The following is a 23,524-nucleotide window of genomic DNA, read 5'->3' on the forward strand; positions in this document are numbered from 1 at the left end:
GCACGCCTCCACTGTTCAAGGCCACACAATCGCCGCGACCGATTTCTCAAAGTTGGCATGGCCGGGCATAGTCCCGGCCATCCACATCTTTTTCCTGCGCAACGACTTTACGTTCCGGAAAACCAAACACAATTTGATACTGCGCCATCGAAATCAAACGGCAACTTGCTCAGCGGCGAGACGCGCTTCGGGGCGCCGTTTACGGCTATTGTCTGAGTCGCAGCTATACCCTTATCCAATATCTGCTCAAAATAGCATCTCTGGTACGTCGGGCGTGTCGGGTCGGAGACCTCGAAGTTCCATCCAGTGACCACAGTGCCTGCTCCAAACGTGGCACCGTTGAAGATCGTATACCGCGTAAACGGGAGTTCGTTGCTTCCACTCGTCGTATCCAATTGAAGCTGCTCTCTAGATGGTTGCGGAACGTTTATCTTGAGATCACCGACCACTCGGACCGTCGACGACGGATCAAGCTTGACTATCGATCCTTCCATGAGCTTGACACGTTGATCCTTGGCAAGCGTGAGTTCTGCGTCAGGCGACAACGTCATTGTGCCGGAAACAATCGTGCGTATCTGTGCACGCCTGAACGCGTCAGAAATTGCATTTGCAGCGATGTCGGCAGCGGGTACCGGAGATATGGTGGTGCTATATCCCCAAAAGGCGATCACCAACCCGGTGCCCGTCATCACAAAGGCGATCAACCATCCGACGCATTGAAGCGCAAATGACTTGGCCCGTACGATCCGTGCGCTGATAGCAAGCCTTGAGTTCAGTATGGCCGCGAATGTACCGAGATCATCGTGGTGATTCTGATCGGTCATAGGGCATCCTTGCGGAACCAAACGCATTTGGCGAACGCGGCAGCCAAGGCAAACTTGGCCGGCACATTTTTTTCGTTTTCGCTTTGCTCGTCTTTGCCTAGCTCAATTCGCAAGGATACATCCGGGTTGTCACCGCTTTCCGTGTAATAGCAATACTGCGTCGACGGAAATTTCTGCGCACTGGTTAGAAATACCCAACCGGTCTGTACCGAGCCTTTGTCAAATGGAACGCTCTTGAAGACCGTGAAGTTCGTGATCGTCGGGGTAGTCGTTCTGGCTCGGGGCGTCACCGTCAGAGGAACCGATACTGTCGGCGCTTGAACCCTCATCTCCCCATCAGCGAATATTTTCGCCGCCGGATCAAGTCGGATGCGAGAGCTTTCATCTAAAATGACAGTTTGATCTCTAGCCAGCCTAATTTCGCTCGGTTGGACCTCGATGGTACCTATGGCGCTCCCTCTCACCTGAATATCCGCAAGCGCCTTGCTTATAGCCGCGGCCATGACCGACAAATTCTCTTCACTCCGCGTGACGCTTGAATAGCCATACAGCCCCAATCCGATCGTCGTCTCGAGACCGAGAGCAATGAATCCAACTCCGATGGCACGCCAAAATCCACTTCGTCCCAGGATATAAAACTCCTCTGCGCCGATGCGACTTTTTATCGCCGCGGACAACTCTTCGTTCAGGCTGGTTCGAGGGAGCTTCATGCCAGTTGGGAGTTCTTCATAGCCGATTTGACTGCTTCTCGGGCCTCAGAGCGAATTGCTGCGACGAGTGGTCCGAAAAGATAGGCCGCAGCCTCATCCGAGATCATCCCCTCTGACGTGGATGTTGGCTTGATCCGCCGAACGGCTGTCATGGCGATGAGGGTCGACGAAAAGGCCGCAGCAATTGAGGGGATTACGATAAGGTACAGCTCAAGTGTCTTGACGTCCGCTTCGGTTATATCAGCAGGCGCCTTGCGGAACAGCATTGCGGCGTAAGCATGCAGTTGCGATTGTTGGACTGATCCGCGACTGTCTTTCTCCGCCTCTTCGATCTCCTTATCTATCGGCCCAGTGTCCAAAGTGGGCGACGCGCGTTGAGTTTCGGCGGCTTTTAGAGCCGCTTCGAGGTCCACGAGTTTCACCTTTAAAGAAGCTATCTCGGCTTGTAGAGGTTTAAGCACAGGATTCTCCGGGCAAACCGAGCGCGTTTCAGGCGGCCCCCCGGGTGTAGAAGCTGGGCGAGTTACGACGACACAGGGCGGTCTAGGCTGAGCGTTCAGCTGCAAATTCAAATTTTGCCTGTCGCGCTCGGCTGCGTCCCTCTCATTTCGTCGCTCCCGAACCAGTTCGTCAGCCGCCTTAACTCGAAGAAGTATTTCTTGCTTCCTCTGCTGTAGCCCAACAAGAATAGTGCTCTTCTTGCTCGTATCTTCGAGACGAGGATTGAAGGTCGAATTACCGATAAGGATTAGAGAGACAGATGTGACTGCAACCGCACAGAGCACGCCAACCAATGCAGCGAGCTTGATGTTCCAGGAGGTCTGGGTTCGTACAGCGACGGCAAGCGGCACTCGCGCCAACTCCACCATGGCCATCGCAATGGGGAACAGCATCGCTTGAATCATTTTGAAGAGGGACGTGTCTGGAAGTTGCGCAACCGTGGCAGCATTGTTCGTGAGAATGAGTCCGATGATGACAAACTCGACAGCGAACGCCAGCACGATCTGCTTCGTATTGATGGAGTACCCGCGGGCTTGGTCGCGCTCTAGGCGCGCGCGCTGCCGCGGCGTAAGCGGATCAGATTCAATCTGATCGCGGGTGGCACGGGTCTCCGCTGCAATACTCATTCCGGAATAGTTCATCTCCCGGAGCCCCCGACCTATACGCCCCTTATGGTTGCATACTGCTTTGAAACGCAACCTTTTGCCAGCAAAATATCCGCGGCTCCCGGCCTTGCTCAACGAGCGGCAGCATCGTACCGAGACGATTGAATTGGCCTATCAGGAAGTCCCTCAGCGCAAGCTGTTGCCGGCTCGGCACCATGTTTGGCTTCGCCCACGCGGTCGACGTCGGCGCCTTAGTGCGGGAAAAGCTGGCGCGCTTCGCGACGCTGAAAAAAGCGATACGCAAGGTTTTGGGACGCAGTCGGATGAGCGATCTCCGCCTGCCATCCTTCGAGGTCGCCGCCCCCCCGGCACCACTCAATTTATTCGCGGCAACCTTGACCCCTCCTGTGAGGGAGCGCGACAAAGCCGCGTCCCGAAACAAGGATACCGCACGATCCTTCCTAAAATCGTCACTATGCTAACCGGCAAGGCCAGCTAGGATCACGCCTGCTTGTCGGGCAAATCACTTGAGCGATTTCGCATGGTTTCGCAGCGCGTTCCCCCGGGAAGACGCTGACAATCGCCCGCGCGTAAAAACTCGTTTCACCAGACTTTTCAAGCTCAAACGGCAAAGCTCTCCCAGCCGGCGAATTTTTATATTTCGTTTTTCCAGAAATCGTGTATGACTATGTCCATCCCGCCTCGATGAGAAGGGGCGTACGCGCGGTCGTCACGATGCGCGAGGCGGGTTGCGGTGGCCGTGTCGGGTTGCAGCGTGATTTGCTCGCGCCGACGAACAACATCGATGCGGACGTGAAGTCGTGCGGTCCTGGCCTCCCGGTGCTGAGGCCTGCGCAATGCGCTGACAGCGCATTGTCGCAACGCGATGAAGCTTTGCTTCACGTGGACGGGGGCAATCGAGCCGGTCCCCGGGGAGACCACGTATAAGCGTAAAACCATCGCGCAGGGAATGCCGGATTGTTTCGGCTGACCTGTGGTGACTGCCGCCTGCTTTCTTTGTTGCAGGCGGGCCATGGGTGCGGCCAGCATCCGGCATTCCCTGCGCCCTTTCGATCTTTCGAAGGGCCTCTCCAAACGCACAACTCGGGCATCAACGCCGCGGGAACGTGATCTCATGTCCGATGCTGTCCGCGATGTGAGCCTGAATCTGCGGAGAGCCGTGACTCGTCATTTCGGCAATCGATTGCGCTCTGACGCAAAACATCCTGCACTCAGCGTCAAGCGCGGCCGCCACCGCATGTCCATAATCTTCACGATCCCGCGTTCGAAGGAACCTCGCATCGTGCAGACTCTCCGCGTGGCCGTCGATGTCGGCGGCACCTTTACCGACATCTGTATCATGGACGAGGCGACCGGCCTCATCCGGGTCGAGAAGACGGCGTCGACGCAAGATCCCATCGACGGGATCATGGGCGGCGTCTCCAAGGCCGGCATCGACCTTGCCGAGGTCGCGCTGTTCTCGCACGGCACGACCGTTGCGACCAACGCCCTGATCACCCGCCGCCTGCCCCGCACCGCCGTGGTCAGCACCAAGGGCTTTCGCGACGTCATCGAGATCCGTCGCGCCAACAAGGAAGATCTCTGGGACACCTACAAGGACGTGGTCAGGCCCTACGTGCCGCGCCGCGACCGGTTGACCGTTCCCGAGCGTGTGGACGCCGCCGGCCGCGTGATCGAGCCGCTCGATATCGAAGCCGCGCGCGAGGTCGCCCGCATCCTCAAGCGCCGCGGCGTCGCCGCGGTCGCGGTCTGCTTCATGAACGCCTATCTCAACGGCGAGAACGAGCGCGCCATGCGCGACATCCTGCTGGAAGCAATGCCCGAGATCCCGGTCTCGATCTCCTCGCAGGTGCTGCCCGAGATCTTCGAGCACGAGCGTTTCTCAACCACAGTCGCCAACGCCGTGGTGAGCCCGGTGGTCGTCGATTACACCAGCCGGCTCGGCGAGCGCCTGGCGAACGAGGGCTATACCCGCGACCTGCTGCTGCTGCATACCGGCGGCGGCGTGATGACGCCGGCGAGCGTCAAGGATTTTGCCGCACGCCTCGCAGGCTCGGGAATTGCCGCCGGCGCCATCGCCAGCCGCACCATCGCCAGCCTGTGCGGCTATCCGAACTCGATCGGGCTCGACATGGGCGGCACCTCGACCGACGTGTCGCTGGCCTATGAAGGCCAGTCGCGCATCACCAAGGATTGGTACGTCGAATTCGGCTATCCGATCCGCTTCGCTTCCATCGAGGTGCTGACCATCGGCGCCGGCGGCGGCTCTCTCGCCTGGACCGATCCCGCGGGCTCGCTGCGCAATGGGCCGCAATCGGCCGGCGCCTATCCGGGTCCGGCCTGCTACGGCAACGGCAATGCGCAGCCGACCAATACGGACGCCAATGTCACGCTCGGTCGCCTCGGCACCAGCCTTGCCGGCGGCAAGGTGACTCTCGACCCTGCCCTCGCCCGCCAATCCGTCGAAGACGGCGTCGCCAGGCCGTTCGGACTCGGCCTGCACGAGGCCGCAGACGCCATCCTCAAGGTCGCCAACGCCAACATGTCGGATGCCGTCCGGCTGATCTCGATCAGCCGCGGCTATGATCCGCGCGATTTTGCCCTGGTCGCCTTCGGCGGCGCCGGCGCGCTGCATGGGGTCGATGTCGCCCGCGAGCTCGCGATTCCCGTCGTGATCGTGCCGCCCAATCCGGGCGTGACCTCCGCGCTCGGCTGTCTCCTGGTCGACATGCAGCACGACTTCTCGCAGAGTTGCATGGTCGACGCAGCGGAAGCCGATCCCGCCGATATCGAAGCGCAGTTTGCCGCGATCGAAAAAGAAGCCCTGGATCGGCTGGCCCATGAGGGCGTCGCTCCCGAGAACATCGTCCTGCAGCGTTCCATCGACATGATGTATCGCGGCCAGTGGCGCTCGCTCGCGGTGAACGCGCCACGTCCGATCGGCGCGATCGCCGATCTCGTCGCCAGCTTCCACGCCGAGCACCAGCGCGAATACAATTTCCGCCGCGACAGCGCGCCGGTGAGCTTCTTCCGCCTCAACCTGAAGGCGGTCGGCATCGTGCCCAAAGCGGAGTTCGCCGTCCATGAGCCGACCGGCGTAACGCCGGAGCCGGTGGCTCGGCGTCCTGTCTGGTTCGACGGCGAGGCCCATGACACTCCGGTGTTCCAGCGCGGAAGCCTGCCATGCGGCTTCACCTTCCGCGGCCCTGCCATCGTCGAGCAGATCGACGCGACCACCGTGATGCCGCCCGGCGCCAAGGCGGAGGTGGACAAATATCTGAACATCATCATCAGCGTGAAGGAGTGAGGCGATGACGCAAGATCTCGCGCTCGATCCCGTGACCTTCGAGGTTCTGAAGAACTCCTTCATCACCAGCGTCGACCAAATGGGCGAGCAGGTCTTGAGGACCTGCTATTCCTTCGTCATCTATAACCACGACTTCTCCAGCGCGCTGCACGATGCCAAGGGCGAATGCGCCGCACAGGGCAACCAGGATATCGCGGTTCACGTCGGCACCCTGCACTTCACCTGCCAGGAGGTGATCCGTCACTTCGAGGGCGACATGCACGAAGGCGACGTCTTCGCCATCAACGATCCCTATGCCGGAGGCACGCACTTCTCCGATGTGCGCCTGATCCGGCCGATCTTCGCCGACGGCAGGATCATCGCCTTCAGCCAGTCCAACGGGCACTGGTCGGATGTCGGCGGCAGCGTGCCCGGCTCGTTCGACGTCGCCGCACGCGAGATGTTCCGCGAAGGCCTGCGCATCACGCCGGTGCGCCTGTTCGACCGCGGTCGCTTCTGCAAGGATGTCGCCCACCTGATCGCGTCGAACACGCGCGATCCGGCCTCGATCATCGGCGACATCCAGTCGCAGGCGCAGGCGACCCAGGTCTGCGAGCGCGAGATCCTGCGCCTGGTCAACAAATACGGCCGCGACACTGTGGAGACTGGGCTCGCTGCGGTGCAGGACTATGTCGAGCGCTCGGCGCGGCAGCGCATCGCCGCCCTGCCCGACGGCGAATGGGAGACGGTCGACTTCATCGACCGCGATCCGGCCGGCGGCGAAGGCATGATCCCGATCCGGATCAAGATGACGATCAAGGGCGACAAGGCGATCTACGATTTCACCGGCAGCCATCCAACGATCGGCTCGATCTACAATTCGGCCTTCGGCGCCACCTTCTCCGCCGTCGCGGCCGGCATGAAAACGTTCTTCCCCGACCTGCCGCTCAATTCCGGCTTCTACCGCTGCTTCGAGATCATCGCGCCGGAAGGCTCGATCGTCGACGCCAAATGGCCGATCGCGGTCACCGGCTTCCTGATGCCGTTCGAGAAGATCATGAACTCGATCTACGAGATGTGGTCGAAGCTGATGCCGGAGCGCGCGCTCGCCTGCGCCTTCAATCTCGAATATCTGCTCACCGGCGGGCTCGACGCGCGCAGTCCGGACAAGCCGATCTTCATGTTCTACGACTGGCTGCCGGGCGGCTGGGGCGGCCGCAACGGCAAGGACGGCAGCAACGTCACCACCGCCTGCTTCGGCACCGGATTGATGTCGCAGCCGGTCGAAGGCCAGGAGCGCGCCAACCCGATCCTGACCACGGCATGCGAGATCCTCACCGACTCCCCTGGACCCGGCAAATGGCGTGGCGGCGCCGGCGTGGTGAAGACCTCGCGCATGCTCGAGGCCGAAAAGACCGTCATCTCCTACATCTGCGACCGCGAGCGCGCGGTGGTATGGGGCATCGAGGGCGGCCTGCCCTCCATGCCGCATGGCCTGACCCTGCAGCGTGCCGGCGCTGATGCCGAGGAACGGTTGGGCTCGATCTTCTCCGACGTGCCGCTCGGCGAAGGCGACGTGTTCTCTCGCCCCACGGCGGGCGGCGGCGGCTTCGGCGACCCGCTCGCACGCGACCCGAACCTCGTGCTCGAAGACATCAAGGACGATTATGTCTCGGTCGATCGCGCCGCCAAGGATTACGGCGTGGTGGTCCAGACCGTGGACGCGGAGCTTTGCGACTACGTGGTCGATCTATCCGCGACAGAAGCGCTGCGTGCCAAGATCAAGGCCGAGCGCATCGACAATGCGAGGCTCGATCCGGAGATCGTCGCCGAGCGTTATCGAAATGGCGAGATCGACGCATTCGACGCGGTCCGCCAGCACGCCGTCATCCTCGACTGGGGCAGCGGGGCCCTGCTTCCGGAATCGACCCGCCAGTTCCGCGAGATGTTCGAGCGACGATCGGTCGCGATGTGGAACGACAATTAGCGCAGCTCGCGGCTTCCGAGCCGATGAATAGCCGAGCGAACTGCTTCGAGCCTTGTGAGGAAAGCTTGGGAAACAAAGGCTTGCATCGCGTTGACAGCCGCTTTTAGACTGCTTCAGTCTGCCGATCCCAATGAGGTTGTCGCGGCTGAATACCCATGGCTGAAAACCGATCCGTCAACCTCGCGCTATTTGCAACGCAGCAAAAGCGGCTTTTTGCGGACTTCTTCAAACTTTACCAGACGGTTGCACAACCCTGCCGCCTGTTCGCAATCGCGGCCGACGCGAATGCGATTGCACGCGTCGAGAAGCTCGCAAGACACGTCAAGAAGATCGGTCTCGTCGAAGGCAAGAGCTTCAACGAGATGGCGCTGCTGCAGGTGCCGATCTCGTTTCGCGACGTCGGGGCGCGGATCGAGAAGTGGATGTCGCCAACCCGCAATCAAGGCCCTGCGCTGCTCGTCGTCGACATGAGCTGGGGCCTGGAGACCAACTCGGCGACGGCGAATTTCGAGGGCTGGCCGGCGCTGGCCGAGGCACTCGCGCGGCAGTCCGAACTCTCGATCGCCTCGCTCTACAATCGCCGTGTGCTGATCGACGAGCAATTGCTGGTGGCGCTGCGCGGCCACCCGCAAATCCTGACCAGCGGCGGGCTGGTGGACAATCCGCATTGGCTTCCCTCGCGGCTGCAGACGCGCGGCGCGTTGCGCGAGCAGGTCGACTTCTGGCTCGGCGCGATCGCGCCGGAATTGCGGATCGACACCTCGGCCGCGGCGCTGCATGCGGCCGAGGGCGCCGATCCCATGTGGTTGTTGCGCCGGTCGGCGGAAGAAACCGGGACCATTCATCTCGACAGCCGCGACCGCTGGAAGATTAGATGCTTCGGGCGCTTGCGGATCTATCGCAACGACGGCAGCCAGGTGAACTGGGATCCGCCCGGCGGCGCCACCCGCAAGACCAAGACGCTATTCGCGTATCTGCTGCAGAAGGGCGGCCACGGCGCCGGCACCGACGAACTGGCCGATCTGCTCTGGCCCGATGCCGAGGACATCGAGGCCGCGCGCAACCGTCTCTATCACACCGTCCGCTACCTGCGGCTGGCGCTCGGCCAGCCCAGCGGACGCGAGGACGGCCGCAACTACATCCGCCGCGAGGGCTCGCGCTATGTGCTGGTGCCGCCGGAGCGCAGCTGGCTCGACATCTCGACCTTCGAACAATTGTGCCGCCAGTCGCAGGGCCATATCAAGGCCGGCGCCAGCGACGAGGCGCTGATCTGCCTGCAGGCGGCAGATCGTCTCTACACCGGAGACCTGTTCGAGGATATTCCGGTCGAGTATGCCGACGACGGCGAACGCGACTGGTGCTGGAGCAAACGCTACTGGCTGCGCGACATGTTCTTCAAGGTCCAGCGCGACGCCGCGCGGATTTATCTCGAACGCAACGACTATTCTGCCGCGCTTGCGCATTGCCAAAAAGCGCTCGCGATCGATCCGCTGTGCGAAATGGCGCATGCCGAGGCCATGCAGGTGTTCAAGGCGCAGGGGCGACGCGAGGCGATCGACCGCCAGTTCAAGCTCTATCTCGACTCGCTCAAGCATTTCGACGACCGGCCGAAGAGCGCCTCGCTTCAGGAGCTGCACCGCAAGCTCACGGCTTGAGCGGCCCATTCGCTGCGTCGAAAGGCCGCTCGCTGTCCCGAGTTCGCAAGCTGGAAAAGACGCCGTGCGCCCGCACATTGACGATTTATCCAAATTTGCCATAGAGTTACCGACTAAAGAAAACCCAAAGGCCGCCGCTTAGAGTGTGCCCATAACAACGTCGCCATCGCGGGCGGCGAATGGGAGGATGATATGCCCGGTTCGGCTGCTCAGCTGGCGCGATGCCCCTTTGGCGACGCCGCAAAGGATTTCGATCCCTTCGAAATGCGCGATCCGTTCCCGTTCTACGAATGGGCGCGGGCCGAGGCGCCGGTATTCTTCTCCGACGAGCTGAACTATTTCGTGGTCGCGCGCCACGCCGACATCAAGGCCGTGTTCGACGACTGGCGGACTTTCTCCTCGGAGAACGCGCAGGCGCCGCTGCGTCCGATGTGCGAGGAAGGCAAGCGCATCATGCGTGAGGGCGGCTTCACGGCCTATTCCGGCCTGTCGGCCCGTGTGCCGCCCGATCACACCCGCATTCGCAAGCTGGTTCAGGGCTGCTTCGGGCCGCGCCGGTTCAGGGCGATCGAGCCGGAGATCAAGGCCATCGTCAACCAAGCCATCGATGCCTTCGCAGATCGCGGCCATGCCGACTTCTTCCGCGAATTCGCCTACGACGTGCCGGCACTGGTCCTATTCAAGCTGGTCGGCATTCCCAACATGGACGTGCCGCGCGTGAAGTCCTGGGCCGTCAGCCGCGCGCTGCTGACCTGGGGCGACCTGAGCGACGAGGAGCAGGTCGGCCACGCGCGCAACATGGTCGAGTATTGGAATTACTGCCGCGAGTTGGTGCGCCTGCGCCATGACGACCCGAGCGACGATTTGCCGGGCGATCTGGTTCGGCTTCAGAACGAAGGTGCCGAGATCAGCGACGAGGAGATCGCCGGCGTCCTCTACAGCGCGCTGTTCGCCGGACACGAGACCACGACGACGCTGATGGCCAATGGCATGCGGGAGTTGCTGCAGCGGCGCGAAAACTGGGAAGCCATCATCGCGGAACCGCAGCTCATTCCGAACGCGGTCGAGGAATCCCTGCGCTTCAGCCCATCGATCGTAGCCTGGCGCCGGCGCGCCCTGAAGGACACCCAGATCGGTGGCGTCCCGGTGCCGAAGGACTCCAACATCCTCTTGCTGATCGGCTCTGCCAATCGTGACGAGGCTGTGTTCAGCGATCCCACCCGCTTCAATGTCCGGCGCTCCGATGCGAGAAGCCATCTGGCGTTCGGCTACGGCATTCACACCTGTGTCGGCCAGCAGCTGGCACGCATCGAATTTGCGATCGCCCTGGGTGAACTGACCCGCAGGCTCCCCGGCCTCCGCCTCGCAGCGGACCAGAAGATCGATTTCGTTCACAACATCTCGTTTCGCGTGCCGACGGCCCTGCGTATCGAATGGGACGTCTGACCGCGCGCGGTCGAAAGCAACAACAAGTCCGGAGTCGATCCGGATCACAAGGTGGGGAACAAACGCATGTGCGCCAACGCAGCCGCATCCTTCATCGTGCCGTTCGAAGCCGCACGCGAGGACGACTTCCCGCGCATCGGCGGCAAATGCGCAAGCCTGGCACGTATGATCGCGCAAGGCGTCCGCGTACCGCCGGGATTTGCGGTTGCGACCGCAGCCTACGCCCTGCATCTTCGAGGCAACGGCCTCGAGGCAACGATCCGCGAGCGCCTGTCGCGGATCGTGCTCGACGATGTCGATGACGAAGAGACACTGTCGCACGAGATCCGCGACGCAATCCTGGCGCAGCCGATGCCGGGCGTGGTCGAGCAGTCGATCCGCGAGGCCTATCGTCGCCTGTCGCCCGATGGCCAGCTGCCGGTCGCGGTACGCTCGTCCGCAACGGCGGAAGACCTGCCCGACGCCAGCTTTGCCGGCCAGCAGGACACCTATCTCTGGGTGGTCGGCGAGGACGCCGTGGTCGAGAAGGTCAAGGCGTGCTGGGCCAGCCTCTTCAATGCCCGCGCCATTTCCTACCGCGCCGAGAACGGGCTCGGCCAGATCGACGTGTTGATGTCGGTCGGCGTCCAGAAGATGGTCAATGCCAGCGCCGCGGGCGTTGCGATGACGCTCGATCCGATCAATGGCGACCGCACCAAGATCGTGATCGATTCCGCCTTCGGACTCGGTGAGCCGGTGGTCTCAGGAGAAATCACACCCGACAATTTCGTGGTCGAGAAGGTGCTTCTGCAGGTGACCAAGCAGCGGATCGCTGAGAAGGATTTCGAGCTCGTGGCTGATCGCGCAGAGCGCCGAACCGTCGAGCGCGTGATTGCGCCGGAGCGCCGCACCCTGCCCTCCCTGAGCAATGCGCAGGTCCTCGCCGTGGCCAAGCTCGCCAAGTCACTGGAGCGCAGCATGGGCTGCCCACAGGATGTGGAATGGGCGATCGATGCAGATCTCCCCGATGACGAGAACCTCGTCGCGCTGCAGAGCCGGCCGGAAACCGTCTGGAGCCAGAAGAAGAAGCAGTCGACCGCCATCTACGAAACCGGAATCGCGGGCGTGCTGGGGACGCTGCTGGCCCCGGTTCAAGCCAAGCGGTGATCGTCACCAAGCAAGCAAACAACAAACAGAGAAAACACCAAGCAGGGGAAACATCCATGACAGCGCATGCGAAATTTCCAAGTCCCTATGATCTGAAGACGCCTGTGGGCGCCGAGGGCTGGGAGACGCTCTACCCCTATTACCTTCAGTTCCAGAACAGCCTGCGCGACAAGGAGGACGGCAAGTTCTGGTTCTGCGACTCGCAGCACTGGCCGAGCCCGTTCAAGCCGTTCGACGCCGTCACGGTCGAATTCGCAGTCAAGTGCCTCGGTCAATACAACACGCGGCATTACCTGATCCCGCCGGCGAATGGCGTCGAATACCGCATCCACAATGGCTACTGCTACATGAGCCCGGTTGCCGTTGCGCCCGAGCTGATCGGCGGCCGCGTGCCGCATTTCATGGAGCGCGCCGGCTACTACTTCCAGAACTGGGACCGTCTGCTCGCAAACTGGGACAAGAAGGTCCGCGCCAACATCGCCGAGCTCGAAGCGCTGAACTTCGAGCCGCTGCCCGAGGCCGTGCCGCTCGATTGGATTACGGGCGGCGTCGGCCTCGACAACACTTATGCGCTGACGGAGACCTATGATCGAGCCATCCAGCTGCTCTACAAGACCTGGCAGTATCATTTCGAGTTCCTGAACCTTGGCTACGCCGCCTATCTCGACTTCTTCAGCTTCATGAAGGGCCAGTTCCCCACGATTCCGGACCAGGCCATCGCCAAGATGGTGCAGGGTGTCGAGGTAGACCTGTTTCGTCCCGACGACGAGTTGAAGAAGCTCGCCAAGCTCGCGGTGAAGCTCGGTGTGGCCGACGCGATGAAGAGCGGATCCGTGGACGAAGCGCTCGCCGCCGTCAGCGATGCGCCGAACGGCGCCGAATGGCTGAAGGCCTGGAAGGAGGCGCAGGATCCCTGGTTCAACTTTACCTCCGGCAATGGCTTCTATTCGACCGACAAGTACTGGATCGAGCATCTCGACATCCCGCTCGGCTACATCAGGGACTACATCGTCCGCGTGCAGCGGGGTGAGGAAATCGAGCGGCCGACCGAAGCCATCGCCAAGGAGCGCGACCGGATCACGTCCGAATATGCCGACATGCTCGATACGGACGCCCGTGCCGCCTTCGAGGGTAAGCTCGGTCTCGCCCGCACCGTGTTTCCCTATGTCGAGAACCACAACTTCTATATCGAGCATTGGTCGATGAGCGTGTTCTGGCGCAAGATGCGCGAGCTCGGCGCCATCTTCCGCGATGCCGGCTTCTGGAAGGACGCCGACGACCTGTTCTATCTGAACCGTCAGGAAGTCCGCGACGCGCTGTTCGACTACGGCAATGGCTGGGCGGTCGGCGCACCGGCGATCGGTCCGACCTACTGGCCGCCCGAGATCGAGCGGCGCAAGACGATTCTTGCCGCGCTGGCGACGACGCCGCCGCAGCCCGCGCTCAACAATCCGCCCGATGTCATCACCGAGCCGTTCACGATCATGCTCTGGGGCATCACCACAGAGAGCATCGGCCGCTGGCTCGATGGCGCCGCGAACACCACCAAGCTCTCCGGCATGGCCGCCTCCCCCGGCATCGTCGAAGGTCGCGCCCGCGTGGTGCGGTCGGCTGATGAGCTCGGCCAGATCGAGCAGGGCGAGATCCTGGTCGCGCCGGTCACCGCGCCGAGCTGGGCGCCGATCTTCGGCAAGATCAACGCGATCGTGACCGATATCGGCGGCATGATGTCCCACGCCGCCATCGTGTGCCGCGAATACGGCCTGCCTGCCGTCACCGGCACGGGTCGCGCGAGTTCCTCGATCAAGAACGGACAGATGCTGCGCGTCAACGGCTCGACCGGCGAAGTGACCGTTCTGTCCTGACCCCCGAACCAGGGAAGGTCGGCAAAGCCGGCCTTCCCTGCAAGATTGGAAATTGCAATGCTCGACAGGCCCGAGATCGGCAGCCGGTACGATGAAGTTTGGCGCATCAGCGAGCCATACATGCGCGCCCGCAAGAACGACGTTCACATCCCGCTGTCCTATGCCTATGCCCGCAGGCTGCTTGAGCATTACCCCGACGCGGACGAGGACATCGTTTCACTCGCGATCATCCTGCACGACATCGGCTGGTACTCGATCGACATGAACGACATCATCGAGAAGGGCTTCGGCCCCAACATGATGCAGTCCGACGTGCGCTTCCTGCACGAGAGCGAAGGTGTCCGCATGTCGCGCGAGGTGCTGGAGCAGGCCGACTGGCCGGAGCCGGTCATCGTTGCGGTCGCCGAGATCATCGACGGCCACGACACCCGTCCCTACCCGCGCTCCCTCAACGATAGGATCGTACGCGACGCCGACAAGCTGTGGCGCTTCACGACCACCGGTGTCGCTGTCGCCTGCGACTGGTTCAAGATGACGCCGCACCAATATGCGACGCGTCTGACGACGCAGCTTGCCTTGCTGGAGACCGAGGCCGGACGGCTGATGGCCGAGGAGGCACTGGACAAGACCCGGGCAGCGCTGATGCTCGATCTGATTTGAACCAGAGGCCGCGGACATGGACATTTTCATCGACGGCCGTTGGGTTGCGGCGCGCAGCGGCGCGACCTTCGCCGTCTTCGATCCTGCGACGGGCGAGACGATCGATAGCGTTCCGGATGCCGGCCGCGCGGATGTCGATGCCGCGATCCGATCGGCCGAGACGGCTTTCCAGACCTGGAAGGCGACGCCGGTCGCCGAGCGTGCGCGGCTGCAGAAGAGCGCCGCCGGGCTGATGCGCGAGGCGGCCGACGAGCTCGGCCGTCTGCTGACCAGGGAGCTCGGCCGTCCCCTGGCCGGCGCGATCACCGAAATCCGGCGCTCGGCCGAGTTGCTCGACGTCTATGCCGAGGAAGGCCAGCGCCTGCATGCCGAGATACCGCTGACGGGCATGGCCGGCGAGAAGATCATCATCACCCGCGAGCCGGTCGGCGTCGTCGTCGCCATCACCCCGTTCAACTATCCGGTCACGCTGCTCTGTTTCAAGCTCGGAGCCGCGCTGATGGCCGGCTGCACGGTCGTCGCAAAGCCAGCCGAGGAGACGCCGCTGTCGACCTTGCGGCTCGCTGAACTCTTCCGAACGGCGGGCTTTCCGGCCGGCTGCTTCAACGTCGTCACCGGCCGCGGCCCCGACATCGGCATGCAGATGATCGAGCATCCGACGCCGCGCAAGATCGCCTTCACCGGCGGGACCAGGGCCGGCAAGGCCATCGCCGCAGCAGCAGCGGGAACGATGAAGCGCGTCACGCTCGAGCTCGGCGGCCAATGCCCGGCCGTCGTCTGCGCCGACGCCGATATCGGCGCCGCCGCTGCGGCGATCGCGCGTCACGCCTTCGCCAATTCCGGCCAGTTCTGCTATCGCGTCAACCGCGTCTATGTCGAGCGCGCGGCCTACGCTGCGTTTCTCGATGCGCTCGTCGACAAGGTCTCGCAGCTCGACGTTGGCAACGGCCTGACTTCGAATTGCGCGCTCGGCCCGCTGATCAACGAAAAGATCTATCTCAACAGCGAGCGACAGATCGCCGATGCCCGCGCCCACGGCGCGACTGTGCTGACCGGCGGAGCCCGCTTGACGGGCGGGATCTACGACAAGGGCTGGTTCCTGCCGCCGACCGTCATCGCCGATGCCGGCCCCTCTTCTCTCGTGATGACCGAGGAGACCTTCGGGCCGGTGCTCGGCGTTGCCCCATTCGACGATCGCAGCGAGGTGGTGAGGCTCGCCAATGCGACGGTCTATGGACTGGCCGCCTTCGTCTTCTCGCGCAACCTCGCGACGGGGCTGACCCTAGCCGAGCGCCTCGAAGCCGGCTCGGTCTGGGTCAACGACATCCAGCGATCGAACCAGCGCGCGCCGTTCGGCGGCATGAAGCAGAGCGGGATCGGCCGCGAGAAGGGCCGCTACGGCGTCGAGGACTATCTCGAATACAAGACGATCTACCTCACCTACGACGCGGAGCTGCGATGACGCACTTTCTGCGCGAACAGGATCTGCCGATCTGGCTTGCCGCGCGGCCATGGCTGGATGTGCGGTCCAACGACGAGCACACCCTGATCTCTTATCGTCTTGGCCAGGCGCTACTGCGGATTCATCCCGAAGCGGACGCCTCCGTGGTCCTGCCCGCGATCCTCATGCACGACGTCGGCTGGAAGAAATTCCCGCCAGAGCAGCTCGCCGCAGCGGTCGGCCCCAATCCCAAATATCCAGAGTTGCAGCGCGCCCATGAGATCGAGGGCGTCAAGATCGCGGCCAAGGCTTTCTCGCAACTGGCGTTTCCCTGGCTGCAGGCCGATGCGATCCTTGCGATCATCGATGGGCATGACACGCGAAAATCTGCGATCTCACGCGAGGATGCGCTGATGAAGGACGCCGACAAGCTGTGGCGCTTCACCGCTCACGGCATCGCGACGATCGGCGGCTGGTTCGATACCCCGCCGAAGGAGACGCTCGCGATGCTCGAGAGCTTCGTGCTGCCGTCGATGCTGACCGACGCTGGCGCCGGCATGGCTCAGGCGCTGATCGCGGAGGGCGTCGCGTCCGCGTTCATGGCGGATCTCCTGCACATCGAGGTTCCTGCATGAGTACGATCCAACTGGTTGGGAAACGCGTGATCGTCACCGGCGCCGCCGGCGGGCTGGGCCGCGGATTCGCACTCGCCTTCGCCGCGGCAGGTGCCGAGGTCGTCGCCGCTGACATCCGCCTCAGCGGCGTCGAGGAAACCGCGCGGCTGATCCGCGACCGCGGCGGCAAGGCACATGCCGCAGAGGTCGACGTCGCGAACGAGACGTCCACTGCAGCATTGGCGCAAACAGCGTTGGCGCGCATGGGAGGCGTCGACGTACTGGTCAACAATGCTGCCATCTATGCCGGACTCGAACGACGCGGCTTCGAGGCGATACCCGAGGCCGAATGGGACCGGGTGATGCGCGTCAATGTCAAGGGTGTGTGGATGATGAGCAAGGCCGTGGCGCCGCTGATGCGCCGCGCCGGCGGCGGCGCGATCGTCAACGTGTCGTCGGCGACGGTCATGAGCGGCTCGCCGATGTGGCTTCACTACGTGTCGTCGAAAGGCGCCGTCATCGCCATGACGCGCGCGCTGGCGCGTGAGCTGGGCGATGACAAGATCACGGTCAATGTCATCGCCCCCGGCTTCACCCTCACAGAAGCCAGCCTCGGCTTGATGGAGAATGCTGCGGAATATGGCGTCTCCAGGGGAGCGCTGAAGCGCGCAGCCGATGTCGACGACATGGTCGGCGGCGCCCTGTTCTTCGCTTCGCCTGCCGCGACCTTCGTTACCGGCCAGACTTTGATCATCGATGGCGGCCGGCAGTTCATCTAGGAATTCGAAGATCCATGCCCAAGATCACGTTCATCGAGCCCGACGGCACCGTGCGCCTCGTTGACGCCGAGCCCGGCGAGAGCGCCATGCAGGCGGCGAAGCGCAACGGCGTCGACGGCATCATCGGCGAATGCGGTGGATCGTGCATCTGCGCCACCTGCCATTGTCACGTCGACGAGACCTGGATCGCGCGCGTCGGCGCAGCGGGCGACATCGAGGCCGACTTGCTCGAATTCGAGGCCACGGACGTCCGCCCGGAGAGCCGCCTCGCCTGCCAGATCCCGATCACCGAGTCCCTCGACGGGCTGCTGCTGCGGGTCGTCGGCCGCAGCCGCTGATCGCGACAAGCCCACGCTGTTCTCGCGCACTTTCTTCTCACCTGACGGCTCTGAGCTGACGTCCTGCACCGCAGACAGCCGATCCGTCGCCTTGCGATGCCTGCTCATCCGAACTCACTCGTCTGACGAGGATAGCCGCCCTTCTCAGGTCAATCGATTCTCGTCTCGCTTCAGCGAAGCCGACGCGCTGAGGGCCTGCTCGCATCATTCCCCCGCACTGCATCATTCATCTCCGCGCGTCCGCGTTCGCGCTTTCCATCAGGCCTGCATACCAACTCAATCACGTGCGTAAACCAGGCTAAAGAAAAACCAAAGAACGAGACATACACTGTCCGACAAATTTCGATCGGCGATCTTCATATCTGCTGTTGAAGATTGGACGCATCGATCACGAACCGCGCAAAGCAACCTGTTCAAGACGGGCGGCGCGGTCCGGAACGACACAAGAGCGAAACGCGATCATAGCTCGGGAGGAGCGCGCATGCCGAAGCTGCAGCGGCGGGATTACTACGATATCGCCCGCGACATGAACTGGACCCTCTCCTATGTCAGCGAGGAAGAGGCCTTTCCCGAGGCGCTCTCGAAGAGCTTCGGCATCCACGGCGAGCAATGGTGGGGCTGGGACGAGCCCTACAAGCTGACCTATCGCGAATACGTCCACAACCAGGCCGGCAAGGACGACGGCATCTACTCCATCCGTTCGACCATCGCGCGCTCCAACCTGTACGACAATCTCGACGCCGGCTGGAAGTCGGCCATCAAGGCGCATTACGGCGCCATTCCGGTCCCGGAATATTTTGCCTCGATCGGTGAGGCGCGCATGGCCCGCTTCGGCCGGGCGGCCGCGTGGCGCAACATGGCCGCGTTCGGCACGCTCGACGAATGCCGCCACGGCCAGGCGCAAATCTACTTCCCCTACTGCCTGCTGGCGAAGGACCCGCAATTCGACTGGGCTCACAAGGCGATGCACACCAACGAATGGGGTGTGATCGCAGCGCGCAGCCTGTTCGACGACATGTTCACCGCGAACGATGCGGTGTCGACGGCCATCCAGCTCACCTTCACCTTCGAGACCGGCTTCACCAATCTGCAATTCCTCGGCATGGCCTCGGACGCGCTGCATGTCGGCGACATCGAGTTCGGCGCTCTGATCTCCTCGATCCAGACCGACGAGGCCCGGCATTCGCAGCAGGGCGAGCCGACGCTGAAGATCATGATCAACAACGGCAAGAAGGCGGAGGCGCAGAAGCTGGTCGACCAGATGTTCTGGCGCTCGTGGAAGCTGTTCGCGCTACTGACCGGCATTTCCATGGACTACTATACGCCGCTGGAAAGCCGGACAATGTCGTTCAAGGAGTTCATGCAGGACTGGATCTGTCGGCAGTTCATGGACCAGTTCAAGGACCTCGGCATGAACGTGCCGTGGTACTGGGAAAAGCATTTCCTACCCGAGCTCGACTGGGTCCATCACGCCTATCACATGGGCGTGTGGTTCTGGCGGCCGACGGTGTGGTGGAATCCGGACGCGGGCGTGTCCGCCGCCGAGCGAGACTGGCTCGAGCAGAAATATCCCGGCTGGAACGATCGGTTCGGCAAGCTGTGGGACGTGATCGGCCACAACGTGCGCACCGGTCAGATTGAGAAGACCTATCCCGCAACGCTGCCGATCGTCTGCAATTGCTGCCACATTCCGATCTGCAGCCCGAGCATTGGCCAGGCGCCGCGGATCACCACGCATAACGGACGCAAGCTGAACTTCTGCTGCGAGGTCTGCGAGTGGGTCTGGAAGAGCCTGCCCGAGCGCTACGATACCCATCTCTCGGTCGTCGATCGCTTCCTGGCGGGCCAGATCCAGCCTCCGACGCTCGAGGGCGCACTGCAGTACATGGGCATTACGCCCGACGTGGCCGGCAACGACGCGCAAAATTATGCCTGGAACGGCGTGTCACGCCTGGCCGCCGAGTAACGCGTCGACCGGCGCGAGAGACAGGCGACAGGACAGACACAACAGGGATTGAGAAGCGCCGCTCACGAGCGGCCCGCCCAATCGATACAACAACAGACATGGGAGGTAAGCGTGGCTTTGTTCCCGCTTCAAGCCAATTTTCGCGGCGATTTCGTCGTCATGCTGATCCCCGTCGACGACGGCGATAACATGAGCATCGTGGCCGACAAGGTCGCACAGCACGCGGTCGGACTGCGCGTGGCCGAGAAGAGCGCGTCAAAATGCGTCTACTACAACGGCAAGGAACTGCCGTCCGGGATGACGGTCGCCCAGTCCGGAATCCAGCCGATGGATTGGATCGAGGTGGCCTATGTCTGACGATGCCGACGTCTCGTGGATAAAGGTCGCAACCTTGGATGACCTGTGGGAAGGCGATTTCCTCGGCGTCGAGGTCGACGGGGAGGAAGTGATCGTCGTGCACCTGCCCGGCGGCGAGTTGCGCTGCTTCCAGGGCATGTGCCCGCACCAGGAAATCCTGCTGGCGGACGGCACGGTCGACTTCGAAGCCGGCACCATCACCTGTTCGGCTCATGAGTGGGAGTTCAGCATGGATGACGGTCGCGGCCTCAACCCGCGAGACTGCCGGCTCTTCCGCTACGCGGTGAAGAAGGACGGCGAAACCATTCTGGTCGGCGTGCCGAATGACGGCCGGCCGCGCCGCCTGCGCCACAAGGCCGAACAGGACGCATAGGACAAGACCATGACCACAACAGCAGCAGCACCGAAGCTCGTCGGTCCCGTCATCAGGGGCGTCGACGAAGACATCATCGACGCAGTGATCGCGGCAAGCGAGCAGGACAATCCGGACGTCGAGATCGTGGTCGAGGACCGCGGCGGTTACGTCCGCATCCAGGCCGACAGGAACTTCCGTCTGACGCAGAAAAGCATGCAGGCGGCACTGGGCCGGCCGTTCCGGCTCGCCGAGATCGAGCCGAGCCTAGTGTCGTTCGGCGGACGGCTGGATTCGATGGACGACGAGTGGGTCTGGACCATCCATACATAAAAATCCTGGGAGGAAACGCCATGACCGCGATGACCGCGAAGCCGGCTGCGCGCAAGCAGAAGAAGACCTGGAGCCTGTGGACCGAGCGGCGGCTGCCGTCGGAATACGAAGCCGTCACATACAAGTTCCACAGTCATTTCCGGCGCGCGCCCGCCCCGTTCGAACTGTCCGAGAACTGGCCGATCAACCAGTTCTATCTCAAAAATCGCGAGGGCTCGAAACTTTCGCTGGACGACTGGGAGGGTTATCGCGATCCCCTCACCTATACCTATCGCCGCTACGTCACCGATCAGAAGGACCGCGAGGTCTATTGCGACAATCTGATCGACGAGTTCGAGCGGCAGGACAGCTACCGCAAGCTTCCGACGCCCTGGCTCGACTTCCTCGGCCAGGCCTATCTGCCGGTCCGGTTTCCCGGGCACGCGATGCAGATGAGCGCAGCCTATGTCGCGCAGATGGCGCCGTCGGCCTTCGTCACCAACACTTTCTACTTCCAGATGGGCAACGAAATGCGCCGCGTGCAGCGCCAGGCCTATCTGGCCAAGGCGCTTGCGCTCGACACCGGACGCCCGGAGCTTGCCGACAGCAACAGGACCCGCGCGATCTGGACGCAGGCACCACAATGGCAGGGCCTGCGCGAGCTGATCGAGAAGCATCTGGTCGCCTACGACTGGGGCGAGGCCTTCGTCTCCCGCAATCTCGTGCTGCGGCCGATCTTCGATCACGTGTTCAATCGCGAGATCGCCGATCTGGCGCGAGCGAACGATGACGATCTGCTGGCGCTCATGCACGACGATTTCCGCAACTATGACGAATCCTATGCCATCGAGACCACGAAGGCTCTGGTGAGATACGCCGCCAGCAAGGTTCCTACCCATGCGGTGCTGTTGCGAGAATGGGCCGCGAAATGGATGCCGCTCGGCGAACGCGCCGCGCGTGGCCTGAGCGAGGCGCTCGCGGCCGCGCCAGGCGCCGACAGTGCGCAAGCGATCCTGGAGCGGACCATGACGGCGCAGGCAAGGCTGATCGCGGATTGCGGACTGTAGTTTGGCGAGCACGGTCGGCATCGAGCAGCCGACCGTCAAGGCCGAAAGGACGGCGTTGATGACGCGGCAACTCCGCATCGAGCCCGATGGTGTCGCGATCGACGCGGCCGAACACGAAACCATCCTTCAGGCCGCGCGGCGAAGCGGAGTCGCGCTGCCTTACGAATGCGGCTGGGGCAGTTGCGGCTCCTGCAAGGTGACCCTCGTCGACGGGCAAGTGGAATTGATTTTTCCCGGCGCCCCAGCCGTGAATCCGCGCGACGCGCGGCGCAACCGCATCCTGGCATGTCAATCTCGCGCAGCCTCGGATGTCACCATCGCGCGCGGTCCCGGCGACTGGTCCGCGCCGACGCCTCGATGCGTCGAGCAACAGGCGATCCTGCGAGAGGTCGAACATCTTGCGCCGGAGATTCGCCAGTTCACCTTCGAGACCGCCGCGCCGATCGACTTCCGGCCTGGCCAATATGCGATCCTGCATCTCGGCGAAGGCCTACGACGCTGCTACTCGATGTGCAACCTGCCGGGCAGCGCCATCCTGCAGTTCATTGCCAAGCGCTATGACGGCGGCCACGGCAGCAATACGCTTGCCGCCTTGCAGCCGGGCGCTCGCATCACCGTCGAGGTCCCGTTCGGCACCTGCACGCTACGGCGCGAGCCGGGCCGCAAGGTGTTCGTGGCCGGAGGCACAGGCCTTGCGCCGATCCTGTCGATGATACGCGAGGCGGCGCAAACGCAACTCGATTTCGGATCGCCCGTGGACGTCATCTACGGTGCGCGTGCGCCGGCCGATCTCGCTGCGGCCGACATGCTGGAAGCGGCGATCGCGCACGTGGCCCACAGTCGCTACCTGCCGGTCGTCGAACAGGCGCCGGCGAGCTGGCCACATGCAGCCGGCTTCGTCACCGATGCGATCAAGGCAACGGTCACCGATCCCGCCGCGGCGGAGTTCTATGTCGCCGGGCCACCGGTCATGGTCAACGCGGTCAAGGCGCTGCTGCGCAGCGCCGACGTACCGATCACGCAGGTCCACTATGACAGCTTCGCCTAGCATGTGGCTGCACGGCGCGCCGGTCTGGGTCATGGCACCGGGACTGCGCCGTCTCGCCGCGCGGCAGGGCGACGCCCCGCGGCTCGCGCTGACATGGCCTTGCCATCAGCTCGATGACGCCTCGCCCGCCGGATATGCTGGGCAGCTTGCCTCATGCGCATGCGCGCTGGCCGGCGTCGAAGAGGTGCCGCCGCCGCTCAACACTGCAGGCCGCGCCTTCGCGCTCGACGACACCAATGCCATGGGCCAGCCGGAGGCGTTCGTATTCGCGCCGGTCTGGCTGCTGGTTCGTCCGGACGGATCGCTGCACCTCACCCTGCGGCCGGTATGGGCGCAGAAGGTCGCGGCCAAGGGCTGGGGCACGGTGCATCCGTTCGCGCGCTACATGGCCGGCGCCGTCCCGCCGCAGAGCCTCATCGTCTACGCGCCGCGGGATCCCCGCGAACTCGCGATCGCGATACGCATCATCGCGGCGGCGCATTGCTACGCGCGCGGCCGCATCGGCGAGGTCGCCTTGCCCGACAGCCGCTGGTGAGCCGTGACC

22 protein-coding genes are annotated in these 23,524 nt (G+C 63.0%); 18 read left to right on the forward strand and 4 right to left on the reverse strand.

Going from position 1 to position 23,524, the window contains the following annotated elements:
* Nucleotides 1-107: 107 nt before the first annotated feature.
* The 4 genes from QX034_RS00130 to QX034_RS00145 all read right to left on the reverse strand — a co-directional run bounded on the left by QX034_RS00130 (nt 108) and on the right by QX034_RS00145 (nt 3,690).
* The gene (locus QX034_RS00130; protein ID WP_315745506.1) at nt 108-824 is read right to left on the reverse strand and encodes a hypothetical protein; all 717 of its coding nucleotides are present in this window, start codon (nt 822-824) and stop codon (nt 108-110) included.
* Complete coding sequence (locus QX034_RS00135) at nt 821-1,534, reverse strand: hypothetical protein (protein ID WP_315766714.1); 714 nt, start codon at nt 1,532-1,534, stop codon at nt 821-823. The genes QX034_RS00130 and QX034_RS00135 overlap by 4 nt, the downstream gene beginning before the upstream one ends.
* Nucleotides 1,531-2,676, reverse strand: a complete 1,146-nt coding sequence (locus tag QX034_RS00140) for a hypothetical protein (protein ID WP_315745152.1) — start codon at nt 2,674-2,676, stop codon at nt 1,531-1,533. The genes QX034_RS00135 and QX034_RS00140 overlap by 4 nt, the downstream gene beginning before the upstream one ends.
* A gap of 618 nt (nt 2,677-3,294) precedes the next feature.
* Entirely contained in the window at nt 3,295-3,690 is a 396-nt protein-coding gene (locus QX034_RS00145; RefSeq protein WP_316194910.1) for a hypothetical protein, read from the reverse strand.
* Between the two features lie 253 nt (nt 3,691-3,943).
* Between QX034_RS00145 and QX034_RS00150 the strand changes: the two genes are divergently transcribed.
* From QX034_RS00150 to QX034_RS00235, 18 genes are all read left to right on the forward strand, one after another.
* A complete protein-coding gene (locus QX034_RS00150) occupies nt 3,944-5,968 on the forward strand; it encodes a hydantoinase/oxoprolinase family protein (protein WP_316194912.1) in 2,025 nt (674 codons plus the stop codon).
* Nucleotides 5,969-5,972: 4 nt separating this feature from the next.
* Nucleotides 5,973-7,934 (forward strand): hydantoinase B/oxoprolinase family protein, encoded by a 1,962-nt coding sequence (locus tag QX034_RS00155; RefSeq protein WP_315807139.1) that lies wholly within the window; start codon nt 5,973-5,975, stop codon nt 7,932-7,934.
* Nucleotides 7,935-8,089: 155 nt separating this feature from the next.
* Entirely contained in the window at nt 8,090-9,589 is a 1,500-nt protein-coding gene (locus tag QX034_RS00160) for a bacterial transcriptional activator domain-containing protein (RefSeq protein ID WP_315705905.1), read from the forward strand.
* Between the two features lie 192 nt (nt 9,590-9,781).
* The gene (locus QX034_RS00165; RefSeq protein WP_315705904.1) at nt 9,782-11,035 is read left to right on the forward strand and encodes a cytochrome P450; all 1,254 of its coding nucleotides are present in this window, start codon (nt 9,782-9,784) and stop codon (nt 11,033-11,035) included.
* A 66-nt stretch (nt 11,036-11,101) separates the two neighbouring features.
* Nucleotides 11,102-12,181: a PEP/pyruvate-binding domain-containing protein gene (locus QX034_RS00170; protein ID WP_315767924.1), complete on the forward strand. Its 1,080-nt coding sequence runs from the start codon at nt 11,102-11,104 to the stop codon at nt 12,179-12,181.
* Nucleotides 12,182-12,237: 56 nt separating this feature from the next.
* A complete protein-coding gene (locus tag QX034_RS00175; protein WP_315705902.1) occupies nt 12,238-14,046 on the forward strand; it encodes a PEP-utilizing enzyme in 1,809 nt (602 codons plus the stop codon).
* 57 nt (nt 14,047-14,103) lie between these two features.
* On the forward strand, nt 14,104-14,706 hold the full coding sequence (locus QX034_RS00180; protein ID WP_315705901.1) for an HD domain-containing protein: 603 nt from the start codon (nt 14,104-14,106) through the stop codon (nt 14,704-14,706).
* A gap of 16 nt (nt 14,707-14,722) precedes the next feature.
* Nucleotides 14,723-16,168 (forward strand): aldehyde dehydrogenase family protein, encoded by a 1,446-nt coding sequence (locus QX034_RS00185; protein WP_315745144.1) that lies wholly within the window; start codon nt 14,723-14,725, stop codon nt 16,166-16,168.
* Complete coding sequence (locus tag QX034_RS00190; protein WP_315745143.1) at nt 16,165-16,782, forward strand: HD domain-containing protein; 618 nt, start codon at nt 16,165-16,167, stop codon at nt 16,780-16,782. Before QX034_RS00185 ends, QX034_RS00190 begins: the two co-directional genes overlap by 4 nt.
* The gene (locus QX034_RS00195) at nt 16,779-17,540 is read left to right on the forward strand and encodes an SDR family NAD(P)-dependent oxidoreductase (RefSeq protein WP_315767926.1); all 762 of its coding nucleotides are present in this window, start codon (nt 16,779-16,781) and stop codon (nt 17,538-17,540) included. The genes QX034_RS00190 and QX034_RS00195 overlap by 4 nt, the downstream gene beginning before the upstream one ends.
* A gap of 14 nt (nt 17,541-17,554) precedes the next feature.
* On the forward strand, nt 17,555-17,878 hold the full coding sequence (locus QX034_RS00200; RefSeq protein ID WP_315705897.1) for a 2Fe-2S iron-sulfur cluster-binding protein: 324 nt from the start codon (nt 17,555-17,557) through the stop codon (nt 17,876-17,878).
* Between the two features lie 481 nt (nt 17,879-18,359).
* Complete coding sequence (locus QX034_RS00205; RefSeq protein ID WP_316194914.1) at nt 18,360-19,844, forward strand: aromatic/alkene/methane monooxygenase hydroxylase/oxygenase subunit alpha; 1,485 nt, start codon at nt 18,360-18,362, stop codon at nt 19,842-19,844.
* Nucleotides 19,845-19,955: 111 nt separating this feature from the next.
* On the forward strand, nt 19,956-20,201 hold the full coding sequence (locus QX034_RS00210; protein WP_315705895.1) for a toluene-4-monooxygenase system B family protein: 246 nt from the start codon (nt 19,956-19,958) through the stop codon (nt 20,199-20,201).
* A complete protein-coding gene (locus QX034_RS00215; RefSeq protein ID WP_315705894.1) occupies nt 20,194-20,574 on the forward strand; it encodes a Rieske 2Fe-2S domain-containing protein in 381 nt (126 codons plus the stop codon). Before QX034_RS00210 ends, QX034_RS00215 begins: the two co-directional genes overlap by 8 nt.
* Nucleotides 20,575-20,583: 9 nt before the next feature.
* Complete coding sequence (locus tag QX034_RS00220) at nt 20,584-20,886, forward strand: MmoB/DmpM family protein (protein ID WP_315705893.1); 303 nt, start codon at nt 20,584-20,586, stop codon at nt 20,884-20,886.
* 20 nt (nt 20,887-20,906) lie between these two features.
* Nucleotides 20,907-21,932, forward strand: coding sequence for an aromatic/alkene monooxygenase hydroxylase subunit beta (locus tag QX034_RS00225; protein ID WP_315705892.1), 1,026 nt, complete (start codon nt 20,907-20,909; stop codon nt 21,930-21,932).
* Between the two features lies 1 nt (nt 21,933).
* Nucleotides 21,934-22,980 carry a 2Fe-2S iron-sulfur cluster binding domain-containing protein gene (locus QX034_RS00230; protein ID WP_315705891.1) on the forward strand — a complete coding sequence of 349 codons (1,047 nt, stop codon included), beginning with the start codon at nt 21,934-21,936 and terminating at the stop codon, nt 22,978-22,980.
* Entirely contained in the window at nt 22,964-23,515 is a 552-nt protein-coding gene (locus QX034_RS00235) for a hypothetical protein (RefSeq protein ID WP_315705890.1), read from the forward strand. Before QX034_RS00230 ends, QX034_RS00235 begins: the two co-directional genes overlap by 17 nt.
* Nucleotides 23,516-23,524 lie beyond the last annotated feature (9 nt).

Source organism: Bradyrhizobium sp. SZCCHNR3119 (genome assembly GCF_032487775.1).
Classification (GTDB): Bacteria; Pseudomonadota; Alphaproteobacteria; order Rhizobiales; family Xanthobacteraceae; genus Bradyrhizobium.